The following is a 16,374-nucleotide window of genomic DNA, read 5'->3' as shown; positions in this document are numbered from 1 at the left end:
CCGCGTTCGCGCGCGGGCTCGATGTCGTGCGTCCCCAAAGGACAACCCATCGAGCCCGCGCGCGCGGGCGGCATTGTCGATGGGTTGATTATATGTTCAAATTTATTTTCCGAAGTTCGATCTGCCTTGCCGCCGTCGCGGCCTCCTCCGCCGCGGCCGCCGAGGACGCACCCTCCGCACACGCCGTCGCCGCCGACGGCGACAGCATCATCGTCACCGCGACGCGCGCGCCGCTGGCGCTCGACGAAGTGCCGTCGTCGATAACCGTGCTCGACAAGGAAGCGATCGACCGCGCGCAGGATATCGGCGTCACCGAATTGCTGCTCCGCACGCCGGGTATCAGCATCTCGCGCAACGGCGGCTATGGCACGTCGACCTCGCTGCGCATCCGCGGCGCCGAGTCCGAGCATAGCGTCGTCGTCATCGACGGGGTGAAGCTCAACGATCCATCATCGACCGGCGGCGGCTTCAACTTCACCAATTTGCTGGCGGGCGATATTTCGCGGATCGAGGTGCTGCGCGGGCCACAGTCGATCCTATGGGGCAGCCAGGCGATCGGCGGGGTCGTCAATATCGTCACCGCCTCGCCCGAAAAGGCGCTCGAAGGCAGCTTCGACCTCGAGGCTGGGTCGCGCCAGACCGTCAGCGCGCGCGCCGCGGTCGGCGGGCGAACGGGGCCACTCAGCTGGCGCCTCGGCGGCCAGCGTTTCACCACCGACGGCATTTCGTCGCACGCCGAGGCGTTCGGCGGCACCGAGCGCGACGGCTATCGCAACAGCAATGCCTCGGGCCGCGCCGAACTGGCGCTCGCCGACAATGTCAGCGCCGAAGTGCACGGCACTTATTCGAGCGGCCGGGTCGAATTCGACGGCTTCAACACCGATAGCAACGACTATGGGCTGAACAAGGAATTCGTCGGCTATGCGGGGCTGAATTTCGACCTTGCCGGCGGGCGATTCCGCAACCGGATCGCTTTTGCCTATACCGACACGAACCGCGACAATTTCAACCCTGACCGCGCGCGGCCGCGCAGTTTCGAGGCCGACGGCGCGAACAAGCGCTGGGAATATCAGGGTAGCTTCGACGTCAGCGCCCGCATCACCGCGATTTTCGGGGTCGAAAACGAACGCTCGGACTTTCGCAGCCGCTCGCCCTCGGCATCGCTTGGAACCCCGCTCCCCGATTTCGTGCGCGGCAAGGCCGAGATCACGAGCGTCTATGGCCAGCTCGGCGTCGAGCCGGTTGACGGGCTGACGCTCAACGGCGGCGTCCGTTACGACGATCATGATCGCTACGGCGGGCAGACGCTGTTCGCGGCGGGTGGCGTGTGGCGCCTTTCGACGGGCACGGTGCTGCGCGCGAGCTATGGCGAGGGGTTCAAGGCGCCGGGGCTTTACCAGCTGTTCAGCGAATATGGGAATGTCGGGCTCGACCCCGAGGAAGCGCACGGCTGGGAAGCCGGGATCGAACAGCATCTTCTGGGCCGCAAACTCGTCGTCGGCGCGATCTGGTTCGATCGCACGACGACGAACCAGATCATCTACAATGGCTGTTCGACGCCCTCGACCGATCCGCTCTGCACGGTTCCCGGCATCAACCCGCCCACCCCGCGCTTCGGATATTATCTCAACGTCGCGCGCAGCGAAGCGCATGGCGTCGAAGGCTCCGCGGCGCTCACCCTCGGCGCGCTGACGGTGGACGGCAATTATAGCTGGATAGCCTCCGAGGATCGTTCGGCGGGCGCCAATTTCGGCAATTGGCTGCCGCGCCGCCCGCGCTATACCGCCAATGCATCGGCAAGTTATGGCTTCGGCTTCGGGCTCGAACTCGGCGCGGCGCTGCGCTGGTCGGGCAAGAGCTATGACAATGCGAGCAACGCCCAGCGGCTGGGTGGCTATACGCTCGTCGACCTGCGCGCAGAAGTTGCACTGTCCGACGCGGTGAAGCTGTTCGCGCGTGCCGAAAATATCTTCGCCGAGCATTATATGACGGCCTACCGCTATGGCTCGCTCGGCCGCAGCATCTATGCCGGCATAAGGGGGCGTTTCTGATGCTGACACGCGTCGATCCCGGGCCCGCGGTGGTGGTGTGCAATAGCTGCCGCCACAGCCGCGCGGCCCAAGTCGATGCCGAAGGCGTGCGTGGCGGCGCGCGGCTGGTCGCGGCGCTGAAGCGTCTCAAGCTCGCCGAGCCGCGCTACGCCGGGATCGCGGTGCAGGACATGGCATGCCTCTTTGCCTGCCAGGATCATTGCACCGTCCATCTGCGCGCGCCGGGCAAGATCGGCTATGTGCTTGGGCGGTTCGGCGGCGACGAGGCCTCAGCGCGCGCGATTCTCGACTATGCCGTCCATTATGCGGCGAGCGCGCATGGTCGCGTCGCCTATTCGCTGTGGCCCGAGGGCGTCAAAGGCCATTTCATCGCTCGGACACCACCACCGGGATTTGTTGGCGAATGACCTGTTTTCTGTCGATCGAAGCCTTCGAGGCCGCTCTCGCCGAGCTGCGCGACCCCGATGCCCATGCCGCCGCCGATGCACGCGTGCGGCAGGCCGAGCTGACCAAACCCGCCGGATCGCTCGGGCGGCTCGAGGATCTGGCGATCTTCTTCGCCGGCTGGCAGGGCCGCGCGCGGCCACGGATCGCGCGCGCTCGCGCCGCGATCTTCGCGGGCAATCACGGCGTCACCATCCACGGCGTCAGCGCCTTTCCGCCGAGCGTAACCGCGCAGATGGTCGCCAATTTCGCGAACGGGGGCGCAGCGATCAACGCCTTGTCGGAGGCGGCGGGGGTCGAGCTGACGGTGGTCGCGCTCGACCTCGAGCGGCCGACCGCCGATTTCACGAACGCCCCCGCGATGGCCGAGGCCGAATGCCTCGACGCGCTGAACCGCGGCGCGGCGGTGGTCGAGGCCGATCTCGACCTGATCCTGCTCGGCGAGATGGGTATCGGCAATTCGACCGCCGCCGCCGCGCTCTGCGCGCGCAGCTTTGCCGGCGGCGTGACGGGATGGGTCGGCCCGGGGACCGGGGTCGACGGCCACGGCGTCGCGCGCAAGATCGAGGTGATTGAACGCGCACTCGCCTTCCATGGCGCTGCGCCGCGCTCGGCTTTCGAAACGCTGCGCCGCGTCGGCGGGCGCGAGATCGCGGCAATCGCGGGCGCCATCGTGCGCGCGCGCCAGCTGGGCGTTCCGGTGCTGCTCGACGGCTTTATCTGCACATCGGCAATCGCGCCGCTGGCGGCGGAGAATCCCGCGATCGTCGGCCATTGCATCGCGGGCCATTGCTCGGCGGAGCCGGGGCACAAGCGCCTGCTGGCATTGCTCGGACTCGACCCTTTGCTGTCGCTCGATATGCGGCTCGGCGAAGGCAGCGGCGCGGCGGTCGCGGCCAATATCGTCCGCAGCGCGCTCGCGGCGCACGACCGGATGGCGACCTTTGCCGAGGCGCAGGTTTCGGCGTCGCTGTGAGCGGCTTCGCGCTTCATTTGCTGCGCCACGGCGCGCCCGAAACGCCGGGGCTGCTGATGGGGCGCACCGACGGCTCGCCGACCGCGGCAGGCATCGCCGCTTGCGCCGCGCAAGCCGGAGGCCTCGGCATCGAACGCCTGATCGCGTCCGACCTTCGCCGCAGCCGCGACGCCGGCGAAGTCATCGGCGACGCGATCGGCGTGCCGCTCGCGATCGATCCGCGCTGGCGTGAACTCGATTTCGGCGACTGGGACGGCGGGCCAGCCAGCGCGGTCGACGCGCAGGCGCTCGGCCGTTTCTGGGACGATCCCGACACCAACCCGCCGCCGGGCGGCGAACGCTGGTCGGCGCTGGTTGCGCGGGTGTCCGCGGCAATAGCGGATCTGTCTCCGGTCCCGACGCTGGTCGTCACCCACGGCGGGGCGATGCGCGCGGCGCTGCACCATCTTTGCGGATTCGACCAGCGCCAGCTCTGGGCCTTCGACCTCCCCTATGCGGCACTGCTTTCGCTCCGCGTCTGGCCGGGTGAGCGGCGAAGTGCACAGATCGCAGGGCTTTACCCATGAAAGGGCTGATTATCGCGATCCAGTTCCTGACGCGGCTGCCGACCCCGCGCGTCGCGGTGTCGAGCGACGAATTCGCGGCGTCGATGCGCTGGTTTCCCGCTGTCGGGCTGATCGTCGGTATTCTCGTCGCCGGCGCGGGTTGGACCGGGGCGCGGATCGATCCATGGACCGGCGCGCTTGCGGCGCTGGTCGTATGGGGCGCCGTCACCGGCGCGCTGCACCTCGACGGGCTGGGTGACATCGCCGACGCGAGCGGTGCGGCGCACAAGCACCGCGACCGGCTGCTCGCGGTGCTGGGCGACCCGCATGCCGGGAGCTTCGCGGTGGTCGCGATCGCCCTGCAATTGATCGCCAAGCTGGTGCTGCTCCACGCATTGCTCGAGCGCGAGGCGTTCGTCGCCATCGCGCTCGTGCCTTTCGCGGCGCGGATCGGCCCGCTGATATGGTCGCGCGTGCTGCCCGACCTGCACGCGGGGCTCGGCTCGCGCTTCCGCAATGTGGTGCGTCCGGCCGATTTGCTGATCTGGGCCCTGCTGCTCGTCGCGGCGGCGTGGGTATCGCCGTCGCTGCTCGCCGCACCGCTGGTCTTCCTTTTCTGGGGCTGGTGGCTGATGCGCCGGATCGGCGGGATTTCGGGCGACGGGCATGGCGCGGGCATCGAGATCGGCGAAAGCCTGCTCCTCGCAGCCGCGCTGGTGCTGGCGCATTTCGCATGAACGATCGGTGGATCTGGCATGGCGGGGGCATCGAAGCCGCGAAGCGCCATTTCGGCGAAGGCGACTGGATCGACCTGTCGACGGGTCTCAACCCGCATCCCTGGCCAGGCGCCGCGAGCATGGTGTTCGACTGGCGGCGATTGCCCGAGCCCGAGGCCCTCGCACAGCTCGAAGCCAACGCCGCCGCCTGTTTCGGGGTCGATCCGCGTTACGTCTGCGCAGTGCCGGGCAGCGAGATCGGGTTGCGCCTTGTCGGCGCGCTGATCGGGGGCGCCGCACGCCATGTCGTTCCCGGATATCGCACGCATGGTGAGATGATTCCGGACAGCATAGCGACCGACCGCGACGACGCGCCGGGCGCCGCAGGGCATTTGATCCTCGCCAACCCCAACAATCCCGACGGGCGCACCATCGCCGCCGAAGCGATCCGCGAATTGCTCGACCCCCGCGACGGCTGGCTGCTCGTCGATGAGGCCTTTGCCGACGCCGACCCGACGCAGAGCGTCGCGGCGGCGGTCGATGACGCGCAAAGGCTGATCGTCTTTCGATCGTTCGGCAAATTCTTCGGCCTTGCGGGGGTGCGGCTCGGTTTCGTCCTCGCCCCGCAGGTGATCGTCGCGGCGCTGCGAGCGCGGCTCGGCGCATGGCCCTTGTCCCAAGCGGCCATCGCGATGGGCACCGCCGCCTATACCGATTCCGGGTGGATCGCCGCGACGCGGCGCCGCCTCCCCGATGACGCTGCGGCGCTCGATGCGATGCTGGCGCGACATGGTTATCGCCCGGCGGGCGCCTGTCCCCTCTTCCGCCTGATCGAGGCCGACGACGCGCGCGCGCTGTTCGAGCATCTCGCCCGGCGCGCGATCCTCACCCGCCCCTTTGCCGAGCAGCCGCGCTGGCTGCGCCTCGGCCTGCCCGCCGACGCCGCGGCGCTCGCGCGGCTCGACGCCGCGCTTGGCCGTGGCTGAGCCCGTCGCGCTCACCGCGCTCGCGCTCGACGCGGCGCTCGGCTGGCCGCGCGCGCTCTATCGACGCGTCGGCCATCCGGTCGGGCTGTTCGCGCGGATCATCGCCGGCTGCGAGGCGCGGTGGAACCGGGCCGAATATGGCTTTGCCAGGCGGCGCGCGCTGGGTGCTTTGGCGCTTGGCTTGCTGTTGTTCGGCACGAGCGGCGCCGGCCTCGCAGTCCAGACGCTGCTGCTCGCGCGCTTCGGGGCATGGGGCTGGATTACCGTCGCGATCCTCGTTTGGCCGGCGCTTGCGCAGCGCAGTCTGTTCGATCATGTCCGCGCGGTCGGCGAGCGGATCGATGCCGGCGACCTGCCCGGTGCCCGCGCGGCCGTCGGGATGATCGTCGGCCGCGACACCGCCGCGCTGGGCGAAGCCGGGGTCGCGCGCGCCGCGATCGAAAGCCTTGCCGAAAGCTTTTGCGACGGGGTCGCCGCGCCGCTTTTCTGGCTGCTGATCTTCGGCCTGCCGGGCGTATGGGCGTATAAGGCGGCGAACACCGCAGACAGCCTGATCGGCCATCGCGAGGACCGCTGGCGCGCCTTCGGCTGGGCGGCGGCCCGCACGGACGATCTCGCGAACTGGATTCCCGCGCGGCTGTCGGGGCTGCTTCTGTGTATCGTCGGCGGCGGATGGCGCATCATGTGGCGCGACGCGCGCAATCACGCCTCGCCCAACGCGGGCTGGCCCGAAGCGGCGATGGCGGGCGCGTTGGGGCTTCGGCTGGCGGGCCCGGTCGCCTATGACGGGGTGATGCACGACAAGCCATGGATCGGCGATGGGGCCAGCGACGCAGGCGGCGGTGATATCGACCGCGCGCTCGCCGTCTATTTGCGCGCCTGCCTGCTCCTGTGGCTGATCGCGGGGGGCGCGGCATGGCTGCGCTGATGTTGCAGGGTACGGGGTCCGATGTCGGCAAGTCGGTGCTCGTCGCGGCGCTGTGCCGCTGTCTGACCAATCGCGACCTTCGCGTACTTCCATTCAAGCCGCAGAATATGTCGAACAATGCCGCGGTCACCGCCGACGGCGGTGAGATCGGGCGCGCGCAGGCGCTGCAGGCGCTGGCGTGCCGCGCGGAGCCGCACAGCGACATGAACCCCGTGCTGCTGAAGCCGCAGGCCGACCGCACGTCGCAACTGATCGTCCACGGACGGGTGCGCGGCACATTGGGCAGCGGCAATTTCCGCGAGGCGCGGGGCGCGCTGATGGCCGAGGTGCTCGAAAGCCATGACAGGCTGCGGCGCCAGTGCGACATCATCATCGTCGAAGGCGCCGGATCGCCGGCCGAGATCAACCTGCGCGCGGGCGACATCGCCAACATGGGCTTCGCGCGCGCCGCCAACGTGCCCGTCGTGCTGATCGGCGACATCGACCGCGGCGGCGTGATCGCGTCGGTCGTCGGGACGCGCGCGGTGATCGAGCCCGACGACGCGGCTATGATCCGCGGTTTCCTGATCAACAAGTTTCGCGGCGACCCCACGCTGTTCGAGGACGGCTATCGCGCGATCGAGCGGCGGAGCGGCTGGCCGGGGCTGGGCGTCATTCCCTGGCTGAGCGCGGCGGCGCGCTTGCCAAGCGAGGACGCGGTGATCCTCGACCGCGCCGCCGACCCGCAGGAGGGGCGCAAGCTGATCGCCTGCCCGATCCTGCCGCGCATATCGAATTTCGACGACCTCGATCCGCTGAAGCTCGAACCAGGAGTCGAGGTCGTGATGGTACCGCCGGGGCGGCCGATCCCCGCCGAGGCGGCAATGATCGTGCTGCCGGGATCGAAAGCGACGATCGCCGACCTCGCCGCGCTGCGCGCCGAGGGCTGGGATATCGACATCCGGGCGCACCACCGGCGCGGCGGGCTGATCGTCGGGCTGTGCGGCGGATATCAGATGCTCGGGCGCCGGATCGCCGATCCGCTGGGGATCGAAGGCGCACCTGCCGAGGTCGAGGGGCTGGGCCTGCTCGACGTCGAAACGACACTCTCGCCCGCGAAAATATTGCGCCGCGTGCGCGGCACCGCATTGGGTGCGCCGGTGGAAGGCTATGAAATGCACATGGGCGAAACGCGCGGCCCCGGTGCGGCGCGGCGCATGGCGATGCTCGAGGATGGCGCAGAGGACGGCGCGATCGATCCAGCGGGCCGCGTGATCGGCTCCTATCTGCATGGCCTGTTCGCGTCGGCCGACCTGCGCCGCGCGCTACTCGCGCGGATCGATGTCACGGCAAGCGGACGCGATTATGCCGCCGATGTCGACACCGCGCTCGACGATATCGCCGCCGAGTTCGCGCGCTACGCCGATGTTGACGCGATGCTGCGGATCGCGGGGATCGGCGGATGAGCGGGCCGTCGCTGTTCGTGCTCGGCGGCGCGCGGTCGGGCAAGAGCCGCTATGCGCAGGCGCGCGCCGAGGCGGCCGGGGCGAACCCCGTCTTCGTCGCGACCGCCGAAGCCTTCGACGACGAGATGCGCGAGCGCATCGCGCGCCATCGCGCCGACCGCGATATGCGCTGGACGACGGTCGAGGCGCCGCGCGAACTGCCCGCCGCAATCGATGCCGTGAATGGAGAAGGAGCCGTCGTGCTCGTCGACTGCCTGACGCTCTGGGTGTCGAACCTGCTGCTCGCCGACGCAAATATCGCGCGCGCCGGGCAGCAATTATGCGATGCGATCGGCCGTTTCGAGGGCACGCTGATCCTCGTCGCCAACGAGGTCGGCCTCGGCATCGTGCCCGACAACGCACTGGCGCGGGCGTTTCGCGACGCGGCCGGGCAGCTCAACCAGTCGGTCGCCGCCACCGCGGCGGAAGTCGTGCTGGTCACCGCCGGCCTCCCGCTCACGCTCAAACCGCGGCATTAGTCTCGACGCTGCGCCAATCATGGTGAACGCACTGTTTACCATGACCATGAAGCAGATTCTCACTTCGCCCCGGCAAAGCGGGCGGCATGAGCAAGTCTGCCCATCCTGTCTACGGCGAGTCGCGGTGGCTTCCTGTCGCCATCGTGATGGCGGCCGCGGCGATGACGCCAACCGCCGTCCATGCATCGCCCAAGCTGCTCAACGTGAAGACGTTGGCGGGCGGCAAGGCGGCGTGCCCCGTCGCCGCGAGCCATGCGGGGACGCAGGCTCCCGCCGATATTTCGCGCGCCATATTGGGCGGCGCGCCGAGCGCGCTCGACCGTATCCGGGCGGAGCAGGGGGCGGAAACGACCGCCGTGCCGGTTACCGCGGGCCTCGCCGGGACGCCCGTCCAGCGGGCGCTCGAACCCGCAAGTCAGCGCCCTATTTCCTTCGCGCTTCCCGCCACCGGCTGCAGCGCCCCCTCTATCCTTCCCTCCTTGGCCGAAGCCGACGCGGCGTCCGAACTCGGCACGCGCGCGATCCCCGTCAGGCGCACGCGCTTCGACGCCCGCTGGAACCGCGTCCGCCGCGCCGCGCCCGCGGCGCTGATGCAGGGCAAGCTTCGCAGCGCCAACGCCTCGCCGGGCCTCGCCGAGCCCGAGTTGCTCGCGCGCGTCAACCAGTGGGTCAACCGCGAGATCGCCTATGTCGGCGACGACCGCAATTACCGCCAGCGCGATTTCTGGGCGACCGCCGAGCAGACGATCGCGCGCGGCAAGGGCGACTGCGAGGATTTCGCGATCCTGAAGATGCAGATGCTGCGCGCCGCGGGAGTCGATGCCGAGCGGATGAAGCTGGTGCTGCTCCGCGATCTTGCCGCCAACGCCGACCATGCCTTCCTGCTCGTCCAGACCGATGCCGGCAAGCTGGTGCTCGATAATGTGACCGACCGGCTTTACGACGGGAGCCAGGCCAATGCGGTGCGCCCGGTGCTGTCGTTCAGCGGCAACCGCCGCTGGGTCCACGCCTATCGCGGCGCGCAGCCGTCGCCGGACCTTGCCGCCCTCCCCGCGTCGGAAAAGAGTTACACACTGGCGCTGAACGATCAGCGTTCGGTGAGCGCCGATCCGCTGACCTTCAAGACCGGTTTCAGCAAATAGCTCAGCACCGACTTTTTGCCGGTCACGATCTCGACATCGCATAGCATGCCCGGAGTGATCGGCAGGCGCCGGCCGTTCGAGGTCAGATAGCTGTTCGACGTTTCGACGACGACGGTGAAATAGGCCTGCCGCTCGACCTCGTCATAGATGCTGTCGGCCGACACGCGCACGACCTTGCCGTTGAGGCCGCCATAGATCGAGAAATCATAGGCCGTGACCTTGACGTTCGCGGGATCGCCGACCTTGATGAAGGCGATGTCGCGCGGCGTAACGCGCGTCTCGATCAGCAATTTGTCGCCCAAGGGCACAATCTGCATGATCTGTTCACCCGCGTTCACATAGCCGCCGAGTGTGTTGACGAGCAGGTCGTTGACGACGCCGCGCGCCGGCGAGCGGATTTCGGACCGCGCAAGCCGGCCCTCGGCGCCGCGGATCGTTTCCTCGTTGACCGCCATCTTCGTCGTCAGCTGGCTGCGTTCGTTGAGCGCCTCCTGCTGGAAATCGAAGCGTGCGCGCTGCACCTCGGCGCCGGCTTCGCGCACCGCCGCCTGCGAGCGCGAGATCGCCTGGCGCGCGGCGGCCAGCCGGCCCTGGATATCGACGACCTCGCGCTGCGCGGTCAACAGCTCGGTCTGCGGCACGACGCCCTTTGCCGCGAGCGGTTCGAGCATCGCGACCTGTTGGCGCGCGAGGCGCAGGCTGCTTTCGAGCGACGAGGCGGTGGCCTGCGCTTCGCCCATGTCGCGGCGGCGCTGTTCGACGCTGGCGGACAGCGCGGCGAGCTGGCTTTGCAGCGACGAACGCCGCACCTGGGCAAGGCGCGCTTCGTCGCCGCAATCGGCCCCGGCGCAAGCCGCGCCGCTGCCGCCTTCGCCCGCAAGGCGCGCGGCGCGCTGTGCGAGACGGGCGTTTTCGGTTTCGAGCTGGCCGAGTTCGGACTGCGATGTCGTATTGTCGAGGCGAACGAGCAATTGTCCCTTCTTCACCGTTTGCCCCGACCGGACGAGGATTTCGCGGATCGTCGAGGGTTCGGACGACTGGATGATCTGCACCTTCGACGAAGGGATTACGCGCCCCTGCCCGCGCGACACTTCGTCAACGCGCGCGATGCTCGCCCACAGCAGGAACAGGACGAAGCCGGCCGCAGCCGCGACCATGATCTGCTCGCTCCCACGAAGGCGCTGCCAGAATTTCGCGATTCCCATAGTTAGGTTCCGGGCTGGATTTCGGGCGCGGCGTCGGCGCCCTGCTGGCTGGTCAGGCTGTCGAAACGCGCCTTGCTCTGGGTCGGATCGGGAATGTTCGGCACCCAGCCCTTGGTGACATCGACGCGGCCGCCGACGTCGTTGTCGGCGCGGTGATCGGTGGGGTCGCGCGGCAGCGGCACGCCCTGGGTCGCGATCACTACGCCGGGCAACGCCTCGGCAGCCGCCGCACCGCCCGCATAGAGCTGGCTGAAGGCGGGAATATATTCGGCGCCGGTATAGGCGTCGGAAAAGGCCCCGGGCTTCCCCCACGATCCCGGCCAGCGATAGAAGATATGCGCGCCGATCTGCTCGATCTTGGTCAGCTTGGGCGCCCAGCGCGGCAGGACATAATTGGCGTGATAGTGCGTCGCCATGCCGACGCTGGTCTCGACATGGCCCGCCAGCGCGGCGCGCGCGATCTCGGCCGAACGGCGCCAAAGCGCGGGCACCGGCGGACGGCGCATCGAGCCGTCGCACGCGAAGCTGAACTGGCAGCCGGGGCGCGTGCTGCCCTGATAGATCACGCCGCAGACGGTGTTCGGATAGGCAGGGTGCTTCATGCGGTTGAGGATAACCTGCGCGACCGCGGCCTTGCCCGCGTCGGATTCGGTCGCGGCCTCATAATAGATCGCCTGCGTCAGGCAGCGCTGCGCGTTGGTCGCCTGCACCAGCGAAACCACCGGCATCATGAACGGCCGCGCCGCCTCGACGGGCAGCGTCGACACGGGAAGCAGCGCATTTCGCGCGACGGCATCGGCGCCCTCGGCGGCCGGAACGATCGAGTCGGTCTCGGTTTCGGTGATCAGCTTCGCGATCGCCTTTCGCTTCGCCGCTTTCGCGGTTTCGGCGGGATCGGCCGTCCAGCCGGCGACAACGCCCTCGACGAAGCGCGCGAGGCGATCGTTCGATGCGGCGAAAAGGATTGCCGCCGCAAACAGCGTGAGCCCCAGCAATATGAGCTTCAGGCTCTTCGACGGCCGCCGCGTATCGGTGTCCGCCCAGGGAACCTCGGCGCGGGCCGTACCGTCGCGCCCGATGTTGAGCTCTGGGATCATGATGCCGGTTCCTTGGGCGCTGCGTCTTTGCTCGACCGCGCGAGGATGTCGGCGCGCGGGCCGTCGGCGACGATCCGACCGCCGTCGATGACGATGATGCGGTCGCACATCTGGAGGATCGCTTCGCGGTGTGTCGCAATGATCAGCGTTTGCGATTTCGCGACGGCCTTATCGAGCGCCTCGATGAAAAGCCGTTCGCTCTGCGTGTCCATCGCGCCGGTCGGTTCGTCGAGGAACAGCAAGCGCGAGGGCGAGGCAAGCGCGCGCGCGATAGTCAGGAAGCCGCGCTGGCCGCCCGACAACTGGCCGCCGCGTTCACCGGTGCCGCGGTCCAGCCCCGTCTCGTCGCGGCCCATGAAGCGGTCGGCGCCGATCGACTGCAGGGTCGCAAGCAGTTCGGCGTCGGTCGCCGCCGGCGCGCAATATTGCATATTCTGCTTGATCGAACCGCTGAACAGCACGGCGTCCTGCCCGACGAAGCGGAATTGCGAGCGCAGATAGATCGGCGAGTGCTGGCGGCTGTCGAGCCCGTCGATGAAGATATTGCCCGCATCGGGCGCATAGAGGCCGCAAAGCAGCCGCCCGAGCGTCGATTTGCCCGACGCGACGCGGCCGACGATCGCGATCCGCTCCCCCGCCTCGATTCGGAGGTCGATGTCGGTGAGCGACGGCGCAGCGGCTCCGGGGTAAGTGAAGGACAGCCCTTCAACCGCGACGTCGCCCTTGTCGATCGTCAGGTTCAGCGCGCTGCTGCCCATGCGGCGTTCGTCGTCTGCGTCGATCATCTGCTGGATGCTCGCCATCGTCGTCAGCGCCTGCCGCCCGCGCGTCATCAGGAAAGCGAGTTGGCCGACAGGGGCCATCGAGCGTCCGGCGAGCATGACGATCGCGATGATCGCCCCCATCGAAATCTTGCCGGCGTCAAAGAGGTAGAAGCCGCCGATGATGAGCGCGAGGCTGGAAAATTGCTGGCCGAGCGTCGCGAGGTTGATCGCGGCGGCGCCGGTCCGGCGCAGCGTCGCCTGGGTCCGCGTGCTGGTATCGACCATCCGGCGCCACTGGCCGAGTACCTGCCCCTCGGCGGCACAGCTCTTGACCGTTTCGGCGCCGCCGATCGCCTCGACCAGCATCGCGTGCTGGATGCTCATGTCGGCCTGGTTATCGAGCGAGGCCTGCATCATCCGCCGCTGAAGGAAGAAACCCGCAATGCCCATCACCGCAATGATCGCGAGCGGGACGAGCGCAAGCCAGCCCGCGAGCACGGCGATCATGATCAGGAAGAGGAAGAGGAAGGCGAGGTCGACGATCAGCACGATCGTCGTCGAGGCGAAGAAATCGCGCACGCTTTCGAATTCGGACACGCGCCGCGCGAGCATCCCGGTGCTGCCGCGCCGGTCGGCGAGCGGCATGTTGAGCACCTTCGAGAAAATCTTCTCGGACAATTTGACGTCGAGGTCGCGGCCGAGATCGTCGAGCAAGGTCGAGCGCGCGAGGCGTAACGTGAATTCGACCGCAAAGGCGAGCAGCGCGCCGATCGCGAGGACCCACAGGCTCGACACCGCCTTGTTCGGTATGACGCGGTCATAGACGTTCATCGTGAACAGCGGCAGCGCGAAGCCGAGCAGGTTGATCATCAGCGCCGCGCCGAGCACGGGATAGAAGGACCGGCGCACCCGCCGCACCTCGCCCCAGAACCAGTGGCGCTTCGCCGGTTCGTCCCACGGCCGCTCCTCGGCGCGGATCGCGGTCGGATCGGCGGCGACGGCCACCGCCTGTCCGGCATAGCTGTCCTCGACCGCCGCCGCGTCGGCCCAGAAAGGCAGGGCAGCGCCGGGTTCCCAGACGAGATATTGCTCGTCCTTCGCCTCAAGCAGCACCGCGCATGTGCCATCGGTGCGGCGGACGATCGCGGGCAGGTCGCGCGCCAGGTTCCGTACCTTGCGCGCATAGAGCCGCTCATTGTTGATGAAGCAGAGGTCGAGCGCGGCTTCGGCCTGATGAAAGGGAAGGAAGCCGCGCTCGTCGCGCGCGAGCGCCGACAGCGCGCCGCGCTGGAAATTCTGCCCGAAATGCTGCGCGACAAAGAGGATGCAGGCGATAAGCGGATCGCCCGGCGCCTCCCTACCGATACGCGCAATCGTGGATTGATCCTGCAACATGTCTGGTTTTTCTACTTGGAATCAATCCACTGCTGATCATTGCGGATAACGGCGACGCTGAAGCTCGGCGGGCGCCGGCGGGCCGTAGCCGACCTCTTCGCGTGCATAGACACGGCGCGATTCGGGTGCGGCCAGATTGAACGCGTCGAGCAGATTGTTGGTCGAGGCGAGGATCTGATAGACCGCGAACATCTCCGAGAAGCGCGCGGTTTCGGCGCGGACCTGGACATTGAAGCGCGTGTTCTGCGCATCGAGCACGTCGAGCAGCGAACGGCGACCGACCCCGAACTGGTCGCGGTACGACAGAAGCAGCTCGTCGGTCGCCTTGCTCTGATCGACGAGGTCGCGGAACACCGCGGTCTGCGTCTCGCGCGCATTCCATGCGCGGCGCGTGTCGGCCTCGGCATTGCGTTCGGCCTCGTGCAAGCGGAAACGGCTCTCGCTCGCGCGGCGCACCATCTCCTGATATTTCGCGCGGTTGATCCCGCCGTCGAAAATATCCCAGCGCATCACGACGCGGCCGAGCAGGTCGTTCGTCTCGCCGCGGAAGGCGTCGATATCGTCGCCGATCCGGCCCGACAGCTCGAGCCCGATCGTCGGGGCGAAATCGCCCTTGGCCTTTTTGGCTTCGGCGTTCGACGCATCGACGTCGGCCTGTGCCTCGAGCACTTTCGGATGCCGCGCGCGGGTGAGACCGACGGCTTCGCTGAGGCTCGCGGGCAGCTTTTCGGCCATCGCCGGCGGCATCTGCACCTCGTCGACCTGAAGCCCGCTCAGCGCGAGCAGTTCGATCCTGGCATTTTGTAGCGCTTCCTTGGCTTCGCTGACGCGTACGCTCGCCGCCTTGGCACGCTCCTGCGCCTGTTGCAGATCGGCGATGCTGATCGAACCCGCGGTCACCCCGCTCGACAGGTCGGAGACGAGGCCGTTGTGGAAGGTCATATTGTCTTCGGCGGCAGCGACGACGCGCTGCTGGAGCAGGATGTCGAGATATTGCCGCGCGCTTTGCAGCGCGATGAATTCGGAGCGCTCGACGACGCGTAGCGCCGCCCCGTCGACGCGCGCCGCCTGGCGCAGCTTCTCGCCGCGGCGCCGCCCGAAGTCGATAAGCGTCTGTTCGGCGCGAATCCCGGCTTCGAGCGGATACAGCTCGTCGTTGGCGATGCCGAGCGCGCGACGGGTCGCATTTTCGAGCCGCCGGACGCCCGCCGACAATTCGAGCGTGACGCGCGGCAGATAAAGGCCCTTCGCCTGCTCGAGCTCGAACTCGATCGCCTGCTTGTTCATTTCGGCCTGATGGATCTGCGGGTTCGAATCGATCGCGACCGCCATGACATTCTGCATGCTGGTCGGCTCGGCCGAAGCCGAGGCCGCGAAGAAGGCCATAGCGAGTGCCGAGGCAAGGCCTGCGAGCTTGTGTTGCGGTCTCATCACTGTCCCCCCATCCCGTTCACTTCGACTTCGACGCGCCGGTTTTCTGGCGTCCGCTGGCCGTCGACGGTCTGGACGCGCGGCTGGCGCTCGCCCATTCCCGAAACGGTGATCGCGCCTGCGGGAATCCCCGCCCCGCCCATCATGTCGGCGATCGCGTGCGCGCGGCGCAGCGCGAGGCCGTCGTTATAGCTATCGGGCCCCGACCGGTCGGTGTGGCCGACGACGGTGAAATTCGCCCAGCCGCAGCGTGCGCGGTTTTCGGCCATGAAAGCCACCGACTGCGCCGCATCGGCGGGCGGGGTGGTCGAATCCCAGTCGAAATAAAAGGTCGACGCGACCTCGGGCGGGCAGTTTTCGGTCGCGGGCGGCGCGGGCGGCACCAGCGGCGCCTCGGGCGCGGGCTGCGGCGCGCGGGTCATCATGCCATAGGCGAAATCGCAGCGGCGCAGGCTTTCGGCGTCCTTGCTGTTCGATTTCAGGAACCCCATCGCGATGCCGCACTGGACCTTCGCCTCCGACGCCCAGGCGTAGCTGCCCGTGTCCGCCGCGGTGACAGCTGGATCGACCGACATCGCCAGCGCCGCATCGTAACGGCTCCGCACCTCGGTCTTGAGTTCGTCGATCGGCCGATCGGCCAGCGCTTGCGCCATCGCGACGCCCGGCTGAGCGAGTAGCAGCCCCGCCAGCGCCCCCGCCATCCATTGTCCCGGTTGATATGCCATGATCTA

At 68.2% G+C, this 16,374-nt stretch carries 15 protein-coding genes; 10 read left to right on the top strand and 5 right to left on the bottom strand.

The genetic code is table 11. The features are described from left to right. Positions 1-92 precede the first annotated feature (92 nt). The 10 genes from VSX79_RS18375 (at position 93) to VSX79_RS18330 (ending at position 9,751) form a co-directional block, all read left to right on the top strand. Positions 93-2,051: a TonB-dependent receptor plug domain-containing protein gene (locus VSX79_RS18375; RefSeq protein ID WP_326914046.1), complete on the top strand. Its 1,959-nt coding sequence runs from the start codon at positions 93-95 to the stop codon at positions 2,049-2,051. Then, positions 2,051-2,458, top strand: a complete 408-nt coding sequence (locus VSX79_RS18370; RefSeq protein ID WP_179498099.1) for a DUF1636 domain-containing protein — start codon at positions 2,051-2,053, stop codon at positions 2,456-2,458. The genes VSX79_RS18375 and VSX79_RS18370 overlap by 1 nt, the downstream gene beginning before the upstream one ends. After that, positions 2,455-3,471 (top strand): nicotinate-nucleotide--dimethylbenzimidazole phosphoribosyltransferase, encoded by a 1,017-nt coding sequence (cobT, locus tag VSX79_RS18365; protein WP_326914045.1) that lies wholly within the window; start codon positions 2,455-2,457, stop codon positions 3,469-3,471. Before VSX79_RS18370 ends, cobT begins: the two co-directional genes overlap by 4 nt. After that, on the top strand, positions 3,468-4,037 hold the full coding sequence (locus VSX79_RS18360; RefSeq protein WP_179498095.1) for a histidine phosphatase family protein: 570 nt from the start codon (positions 3,468-3,470) through the stop codon (positions 4,035-4,037). Before cobT ends, VSX79_RS18360 begins: the two co-directional genes overlap by 4 nt. After that, a complete protein-coding gene (locus VSX79_RS18355) occupies positions 4,034-4,753 on the top strand; it encodes an adenosylcobinamide-GDP ribazoletransferase (protein ID WP_326914044.1) in 720 nt (239 codons plus the stop codon). The genes VSX79_RS18360 and VSX79_RS18355 overlap by 4 nt, the downstream gene beginning before the upstream one ends. Continuing rightward, positions 4,750-5,718 (top strand): aminotransferase class I/II-fold pyridoxal phosphate-dependent enzyme, encoded by a 969-nt coding sequence (locus tag VSX79_RS18350; RefSeq protein ID WP_326914043.1) that lies wholly within the window; start codon positions 4,750-4,752, stop codon positions 5,716-5,718. The genes VSX79_RS18355 and VSX79_RS18350 overlap by 4 nt, the downstream gene beginning before the upstream one ends. Continuing rightward, positions 5,711-6,646 (top strand): adenosylcobinamide-phosphate synthase CbiB, encoded by a 936-nt coding sequence (gene cbiB / locus VSX79_RS18345; protein WP_326914042.1) that lies wholly within the window; start codon positions 5,711-5,713, stop codon positions 6,644-6,646. The genes VSX79_RS18350 and cbiB overlap by 8 nt, the downstream gene beginning before the upstream one ends. After that, positions 6,634-8,091: a cobyric acid synthase gene (locus tag VSX79_RS18340; protein WP_326914041.1), complete on the top strand. Its 1,458-nt coding sequence runs from the start codon at positions 6,634-6,636 to the stop codon at positions 8,089-8,091. The genes cbiB and VSX79_RS18340 overlap by 13 nt, the downstream gene beginning before the upstream one ends. Further along, positions 8,088-8,609, top strand: coding sequence for a bifunctional adenosylcobinamide kinase/adenosylcobinamide-phosphate guanylyltransferase (cobU, locus tag VSX79_RS18335; RefSeq protein ID WP_326914040.1), 522 nt, complete (start codon positions 8,088-8,090; stop codon positions 8,607-8,609). Before VSX79_RS18340 ends, cobU begins: the two co-directional genes overlap by 4 nt. Before the next feature lie 86 nt (positions 8,610-8,695). Beyond that, positions 8,696-9,751, top strand: coding sequence for a transglutaminase-like cysteine peptidase (locus VSX79_RS18330; RefSeq protein WP_326914039.1), 1,056 nt, complete (start codon positions 8,696-8,698; stop codon positions 9,749-9,751). Here VSX79_RS18330 and VSX79_RS18325 read toward each other — a convergent pair. From VSX79_RS18325 to VSX79_RS18305, 5 genes are read right to left on the bottom strand one after another with little or no spacing between them, the layout of a single operon-like run. Continuing rightward, positions 9,697-10,956 carry an HlyD family type I secretion periplasmic adaptor subunit gene (locus VSX79_RS18325; RefSeq protein ID WP_179498081.1) on the bottom strand — a complete coding sequence of 420 codons (1,260 nt, stop codon included), beginning with the start codon at positions 10,954-10,956 and terminating at the stop codon, positions 9,697-9,699. The genes VSX79_RS18330 and VSX79_RS18325 overlap by 55 nt on opposite strands. A gap of 2 nt (positions 10,957-10,958) precedes the next feature. Next, positions 10,959-12,053 carry a cell wall hydrolase gene (locus VSX79_RS18320; RefSeq protein WP_326914038.1) on the bottom strand — a complete coding sequence of 365 codons (1,095 nt, stop codon included), beginning with the start codon at positions 12,051-12,053 and terminating at the stop codon, positions 10,959-10,961. After that, the gene (locus VSX79_RS18315) at positions 12,050-14,212 is read right to left on the bottom strand and encodes a type I secretion system permease/ATPase (protein WP_179498079.1); all 2,163 of its coding nucleotides are present in this window, start codon (positions 14,210-14,212) and stop codon (positions 12,050-12,052) included. Before VSX79_RS18315 ends, VSX79_RS18320 begins: the two co-directional genes overlap by 4 nt. Positions 14,213-14,248: 36 nt before the next feature. Continuing rightward, positions 14,249-15,643, bottom strand: coding sequence for a TolC family protein (locus VSX79_RS18310; protein WP_179498077.1), 1,395 nt, complete (start codon positions 15,641-15,643; stop codon positions 14,249-14,251). Next, positions 15,643-16,368: an OmpA family protein gene (locus tag VSX79_RS18305; RefSeq protein ID WP_326914037.1), complete on the bottom strand. Its 726-nt coding sequence runs from the start codon at positions 16,366-16,368 to the stop codon at positions 15,643-15,645. The genes VSX79_RS18310 and VSX79_RS18305 overlap by 1 nt, the downstream gene beginning before the upstream one ends. Positions 16,369-16,374 lie beyond the last annotated feature (6 nt).

The sequence above is a fragment of the Sphingopyxis chilensis genome, from assembly GCF_035930445.1.
Classification (GTDB): Bacteria; Pseudomonadota; Alphaproteobacteria; order Sphingomonadales; family Sphingomonadaceae; genus Sphingopyxis; species Sphingopyxis chilensis.
The sequence above is the reverse complement of the archived record's forward strand: the minus strand, read 5'-3'. Positions and strand labels throughout refer to the sequence as shown.

Excerpts from the sequence above, each read along its gene's own strand:
- VSX79_RS18325 (WP_179498081.1), bottom strand. The coding sequence starts at position 10,956 with ATGGGAATCGCGAAATTCTGGCAGCGCCTTCGTGGGAGCGAGCAGATC.
- VSX79_RS18305 (WP_326914037.1), bottom strand. The coding sequence starts at position 16,368 with ATGGCATATCAACCGGGACAATGGATGGCGGGGGCGCTGGCGGGGCTG.
- VSX79_RS18340 (WP_326914041.1), top strand. The coding sequence starts at position 6,634 with ATGGCTGCGCTGATGTTGCAGGGTACGGGGTCCGATGTCGGCAAGTCG.
- VSX79_RS18355 (WP_326914044.1), top strand. The coding sequence starts at position 4,034 with ATGAAAGGGCTGATTATCGCGATCCAGTTCCTGACGCGGCTGCCGACC.
- VSX79_RS18315 (WP_179498079.1), bottom strand. The coding sequence starts at position 14,212 with ATGTTGCAGGATCAATCCACGATTGCGCGTATCGGTAGGGAGGCGCCG.
- VSX79_RS18310 (WP_179498077.1), bottom strand. The coding sequence starts at position 15,643 with ATGAGACCGCAACACAAGCTCGCAGGCCTTGCCTCGGCACTCGCTATG.
- VSX79_RS18375 (WP_326914046.1), top strand. The coding sequence starts at position 93 with ATGTTCAAATTTATTTTCCGAAGTTCGATCTGCCTTGCCGCCGTCGCG.
- cobT (WP_326914045.1), top strand. The coding sequence starts at position 2,455 with ATGACCTGTTTTCTGTCGATCGAAGCCTTCGAGGCCGCTCTCGCCGAG.
- VSX79_RS18320 (WP_326914038.1), bottom strand. The coding sequence starts at position 12,053 with ATGATCCCAGAGCTCAACATCGGGCGCGACGGTACGGCCCGCGCCGAG.
- cobU (WP_326914040.1), top strand. The coding sequence starts at position 8,088 with ATGAGCGGGCCGTCGCTGTTCGTGCTCGGCGGCGCGCGGTCGGGCAAG.
- VSX79_RS18350 (WP_326914043.1), top strand. The coding sequence starts at position 4,750 with ATGAACGATCGGTGGATCTGGCATGGCGGGGGCATCGAAGCCGCGAAG.
- VSX79_RS18370 (WP_179498099.1), top strand. The coding sequence starts at position 2,051 with ATGCTGACACGCGTCGATCCCGGGCCCGCGGTGGTGGTGTGCAATAGC.
- VSX79_RS18330 (WP_326914039.1), top strand. The coding sequence starts at position 8,696 with ATGAGCAAGTCTGCCCATCCTGTCTACGGCGAGTCGCGGTGGCTTCCT.